This window comes from Photorhabdus bodei (assembly GCF_003287735.1).
GTDB classification, from domain to species: domain Bacteria; phylum Pseudomonadota; class Gammaproteobacteria; order Enterobacterales; family Enterobacteriaceae; genus Photorhabdus; species Photorhabdus kayaii.
In genome coordinates this window covers 1-3,781 of record NZ_NSCM01000093.1, presented here as the reverse complement: position 1 = coordinate 3,781, position 3,781 = coordinate 1, and the positions used below count along the sequence as shown (strand labels likewise).

The window sequence follows — 3,781 nt, the reverse complement described above, 5'->3', positions numbered from 1 at the left end:
TTGTGTTAACTGCCTTGATTTACGAATAGATGAGAGGTTTTTACCAAAATCAGTCATGGACAAACATAGCCAAGTTAGTTGTTTGTTCCACATGCTAAATCCCCTCCTGAAAATTAATTCTTGAAAGCATTCTAATGTCCTGTTCAAAATAGGTCAATATAGACCTTGACGTATTTTTTAAAGGATTAACGATATGGCCCGCATTCCCGAAACCGAATTACAGCACCTGAAAGCCGCCGTCTCCTTAGTCGCCGTGGTGGAGCAACAGGGGCGACAGCTCTTTAAACGCGGCAAAGATTACGTGCTGCTGTGCCCGTTCCATCAGGAGAAAACCCCGTCAATGGTGCTCAGCCCTGAAAAGAACCTCTATCACTGTTTCGGCTGTCACGCCGGCGGCTCCGTACTGGACTGGGTGATGAAAACCGAGGGGTTAAGCCTGCGCCATGCCGTGGAACGCCTGCGCGGGGAACTGGGCGAGAATCCGGCAATCGCCCCGCTGGTCCAGCCAAATGAACCCGCCATGCTGGCCGAAGACGAAGCCGGACGGCAGGCGCTGCTCAACCGGGTGGTGGAGTTCTATCACCAGACGTTGCTGAACGCCCCCGAAGCGCTGGCTTATCTGGAAAAACGCCGGTTAAACCACCCGGAATTAGTCGCCTGTTTTAAACCGGGCCTGGCCAACCGCACGCTGGGTTACCGGCTGCCCGCCAGTAAATACAAGGCCGGGTCGGCTATCCGTACCCGGTTAATGGCGGCAGGTATCCTGCGGGACAACGGACATGAGCACTTCCGGGGTTCACTGGTGATACCGGTTATCGATATGCACGGCCAGATACGCGAAATCTACGGGCGTAAAATCGGTGAGGACCTGCGCAAAAACACCCCCAGGCATCTGTATCTGCCCGGCGCACATGGCGGCGTCTGGAATGAACCGGCAATGGCGGCGTCAGCCTCGCTTATCCTGTGTGAATCGTTAATCGACGCGATGTCGTTCTGGGTAGCCGGTTACCGTAATGTCACCGCCGCCTATGGCGTCAATGGCTTTACTCCCGACCACTGGCAGGCCCTGAAACAGCATCAGGTCAGACAGGTGCTGATTGCCTTCGATAATGACCCCGCAGGGAATGACGCAGCGGTGAAACTGGCCGCCGAACTGACCGCCACCGGTATCGCCGTGTTCCGGGTGGTGTTCCCCGAGGGCATGGATGCCAACGGCTATCTGTGTCAGGTCGCCGAGCCGGAACGGGCCTTCGGGTTGTTGCTGGACAGTGCCGTGTCGATGCAGGATGCGGCAGAGGTACAGGCCACCACCGCCACAGAGCGGGCCGCGCTGGCTGAACATCAGCCGGTTCCGGTGCCGGAAACGGTCAGCGCCTTAGCCGCCGGGATAGCCGCGTTGCCGTCGATGCCGAATGTGGTCTGGGAAACCGGCGCTAACGGCGAGATATCCCTGACGCTGGGCACACAACAGTGGGGTATCCGGGGCCTGTCACAGGTGAAAGCCGGGGCGGCAGTGATGAAAGTGAATGTTCAGGTCGTTGATACCGACAGCGGCGTGATGTTCGCGGACAGCGTGGACATGATGAGCGCCCGCAGCCGGGGCGGGTATGCGCGGCTGGCCGCCACCGAACTCGGGCTGGCCGAAGGTGACCTGCGCCGGGCGCTGGGGCAGGTGTTGCTGATACTGGAGCAGTGTCAACAGGCCGGTGTCGGTGAGCAAACCGAAACCCCGCCGGTTCCCGAACTGAGCGAGGAGCAGCGGGCCGCGGCGCTGGCGCTGCTGCAAGACCCGAAACTGAGCGAGCGCATCACCGCTGATTTAGCCGCCTGTGGCGTGGTGGGCGAATCCACTAACCTGCTGGCCGGTTACTTAGCCGCCGTCAGTCGCAAGCTGGAGCGTCCGCTGGCGGTGCTGATACAAAGCAGTTCGGCGGCAGGTAAAAGCAGCTTAATGGATGCCGTCCTCAATCTGATACCGGAAGAGGAACGGCTGCAATACAGCGCCATGACCGGCCAGAGTCTGTTTTATCTGGGGGAAACCAATCTCCAGCACAAGATACTGGCGATAGCGGAAGAAGAAGGAGTGCGGCAGGCCGCCTATGCCCTCAAGCTGTTACAAAGCGACGGCGAACTGACCATTGCCAGCACCGGTAAAGACGATGCCAGCGGGAATCTGGTCACCAAACAGTACACGGTGAAAGGGCCGGTGATGCTGATGCTCACCACCACCGCAATAGATGTCGATGAAGAATTACTGAATCGTTGTCTGGTGCTGACGGTGAACGAATCGCGGGAACAGACCGAAGCTATTCATGCCTTGCAACGTCATAAGCAGACCCTCGAAGGTTTACTGGCCGAAAATGAAAAGGCGTATATCACCGAACTGCATCAGAACGCCCAGCGGCTGTTGCGCCCGCTAAATGTGGTTAACCCTTATGCCTCACAGTTAACGTTCATGAGCGATAAAACCCGCACCCGACGCGACCACATGAAATATCTCACCCTGATACAAAGTATCGCCCTGCTGCATCAGCACCAGCGGACGGTGAAAAAGGCCGAACATCGGGGAAAAACACTGGAGTATATCGAGGTGACCAAAGACGATATTAGCTTAGCAAACCGGCTGGCCCACGAGATATTAGGCCGCACGCTGGACGAAATGTCGCCACAGACAAGAAAACTGTTGCTGCTGATACAGGCGATGGTGAAGGAAACGGCGGCAGCGCAGCAACGCCCGGTGAACGCGGTCCGCTTTACCCGCCGCGATATCCGCCATTACACCCAGTGGAGCGATAACCAGTTAAAAGTCCATTGTCAGCGACTGGCCGACATGGAATACCTGTTAGTCCACGGCGGCAGCCGGGGCCATCTGTTGCAGTATGAACTGCTGTGGAACGGCGACAGCGCAGAAGAAGCCCATCTGTGCGGCCTGATTGACCTGACAGCGCCGGAAAAACCAGTAAAACCCTGAATATGACTCACGCAAGTTGGACTGACTGAACCGCAAGTTGCCCCTAAGTTGGGGTCAAGTTGGGTCCAAGTTGGAGGTCGGAAAACCGACTTCAGGCCGCAGCAATACTGGGCGGAATGGCTCGCAAGTTGGGGAAGGTTGAAAAACACTGTTCCGGCAATAATAAGAAAAAGTCGTCGTATCGTACTGCCAGCTCATCATCGAACCCGAAAACCCGGAATACGACCAACGCAAGTTGGACTGACTGAACCGCAAGTTGCCCTCAAGTTGGGGTCAAGTTGGGCCCAAGTTGGAGGGCGGGAAATGGACGCCAGACCTCAGCAATACCGGGCTGAGCGGTCCGCAAGTTGGGGCAGGCAGAAAAGCACTGTTCCGGCCACCTAAGAATCAAGCCATCGTACCGTCGTGATGTACCACACACTGATAATAATAACCGCTGTTCTCTACAGGAAATCGCATCATGTCATCACCCGCTAAACGTCAATCTGAACCTGCCCGGCTGACCCTGCGCCAGCATCTGGACGCGTATCTGGATAACCTGCTGTTGCAGGGGGCGAGTCAAAAGAGCCAGTCCGCCCGTCATGAACGGCTGTCGCCGTTCGTCAACTGGTGTGAGGAACAAGGCGTAATATCCGCGGCTCAGGTCACCGAACCGTTACTGGCAAACTGGCAGCAGTATCTGGCCCAATACCGCAAGGCCGGCGGCCAGCCCTATACGCCGGACAGTCAGCGCCGACGCCTGCGGTCCTTACGCCTGTGGTTCGACTGGTTGCAGCAACAGCACGCTATCCCAACCAGCCCGGCGACAAC

At 57.1% G+C, this 3,781-nt stretch carries 3 protein-coding genes; all 3 read left to right on the top strand.

Going from position 1 to position 3,781, the window contains the following annotated elements:
* Positions 1 to 193 precede the first annotated feature (193 nt).
* On the top strand, positions 194 to 2,971 hold the full coding sequence (locus CKY02_RS22465) for a CHC2 zinc finger domain-containing protein (protein WP_112896952.1): 2,778 nt from the start codon (positions 194 to 196) through the stop codon (positions 2,969 to 2,971).
* Positions 2,972 to 3,109: 138 nt separating this feature from the next.
* Positions 3,110 to 3,355 (top strand): hypothetical protein, encoded by a 246-nt coding sequence (locus CKY02_RS24175; RefSeq protein ID WP_146747490.1) that lies wholly within the window; start codon positions 3,110 to 3,112, stop codon positions 3,353 to 3,355.
* A gap of 76 nt (positions 3,356 to 3,431) precedes the next feature.
* A partial coding sequence (locus CKY02_RS22460; protein ID WP_162121010.1) for a site-specific integrase occupies positions 3,432 to 3,781 on the top strand: 350 nt, incomplete at its 3' end.